The 1,747-nt window shown below is 32.1% G+C and carries 1 protein-coding gene and 1 rRNA gene; both read left to right on the top strand.

All coding sequences use genetic code 11. The annotated features are described in order from the left end of the window. Window positions 1–93, top strand: a 5S ribosomal RNA gene (gene rrf / locus ACFWDE_RS30445); the annotation flags it as partial. Window positions 94–475: 382 nt separating this feature from the next. Next, window positions 476–1,405 (top strand): DMT family transporter, encoded by a 930-nt coding sequence (locus ACFWDE_RS30440; RefSeq protein ID WP_377896392.1) that lies wholly within the window; start codon window positions 476–478, stop codon window positions 1,403–1,405. Window positions 1,406–1,747 lie beyond the last annotated feature (342 nt).

Raw genomic sequence — 1,747 nt, 5'->3', positions numbered from 1 at the left:
CACACCCGTTCCCATACCGAACACGGAAGTTAAGCTCTCTAGCGCCGATGGTAGTTGGGACCTTGTCCCTGTGAGAGTAGGACGTCGCCAAGCAAAAACCTAAGTCGTTTCGACTTAGGTTTTTTTGTGTTTATTTTTATTTACCGAAGGTTAAAATCCATAAATTTAATAACGCTAAAGAAGAAAAAAGAATGAAATAGAGGCTGTATACAATAAGATTTGGACAATAAAGTGATAAAAAGGTTATAAAACAATACATATAAATATATATAAGGTAATAAACACCTTATATATATTTATTGGTTTAGTTGTGGTATGAACAAGAATATTTTTGAGCTTATATGAAAAGGTTATGTGAAAAAAAGCTATCCAGTTCTTTTTCACATAACCTTTTTGTATTTTTAAGGGATTTTACATAAGAAAAAATTTATAATTAAGGTAGTTAACATATATTTTTTGATGGGTGTGGGGAATTATGAAGGAAATATGCATGTTATTAGTGGCTGTTATATTATGGGGGACAGCTATTGCGCCAACGAAATGGGCATTAGGATCCATTCAACCGTTTACTTTGTTATTTATTCGTCTTTTCTTTGCGGGTGGAATTTGTATGCTTTTCTCATTTAACGAACTACAAAAAGCAGTTGTACATAAACATATTCCGTGGAAAAGAATGAGTTTACTATCTTTTACTGGTGTAGCTGGGTACTTTATGTTCACATCCTATGGTATTTCTTTAACAAGTGGATTACATGTTAGTATTATTGATGCTGCATTGCCATTAGTTACAATTCTTTTTTCAGCGTTCTTTTTGAAAGAGAAAATTCAGATGGATTATTGGATCGGAATTATGTTTGGGGTTATAGGGGTACTTCTTATTACAATTTCATCTAATAATGCTGATCAAGAGGTATCTTTAATAGGAGATATCCTTATTTTATTAAGCACCTTCTTGTTTGCTTTCTATACAGTATTGTTAAAACAGCCGAAACAGGAACAGTATCTATCAAACAAGGTTTTTACAACATTAACTTTAATTATTGGATCGGTTATTTTATTACCATTTGCAATGGTAGAAACTTTTTATTACGGTTTCCCAAAGATTGAAACCTGGAAGATTGGACTTAGTGTAATGTATCTTGTTATTGGAGCGACAATTTTAGCATATTGGTTTTGGAATAAAGCACTAGAGAGAGTTTCAGCATCAGTAAGTGGATTATATTTAAATGCATTGCCGCTAATAAGTATTGTTGCTTCAATTGTTCTATTAAATGAATCTTTAACGTGGAGAATAGTAATAGGCGGCGGCTTAGTTTTATTTGGAGTGGTATGGGCGGATAAAAGTAAATTAATTGATCTATTTATCATTTCCCGACAGAAAAGTCCCGCCTCAAGGAATGAGTAGGACGATAGTTTAAATAGAGAGGGGGAGTTCAAAAGTTTAAAGAGTGCATGTATATAATGTGTAATTAAAAGGATGTCTTGTATGTAATGGGATGTCCTTTTTTATTATTTTCATTGAAATAGAGAAATAGGATAACTGAAATTAATATAGAAAATACCTTTGGGAATTATTTTTATTATTAATTGAATAAAAGGTATTGACGATTAGTCTATAGAGGTGTAATATAGAACAAGTCGCCGATAGCAACAACGCAGAAAGCGACAAAAGAAATAAAAAAACTTGGTTGACATTGAAATATGAAAATGTTAACATAAGGGAGTCGCAAATGAGCGACAAACAAGT

This window comes from Bacillus sp. NPDC060175 (assembly GCF_042728695.1).
Lineage (GTDB): Bacteria > Bacillota > Bacilli > Bacillales > Bacillaceae_G > Bacillus_A.
Note: the sequence above shows the minus strand (reverse complement) of the source record. Positions and strands in the feature narration are given on the sequence as shown.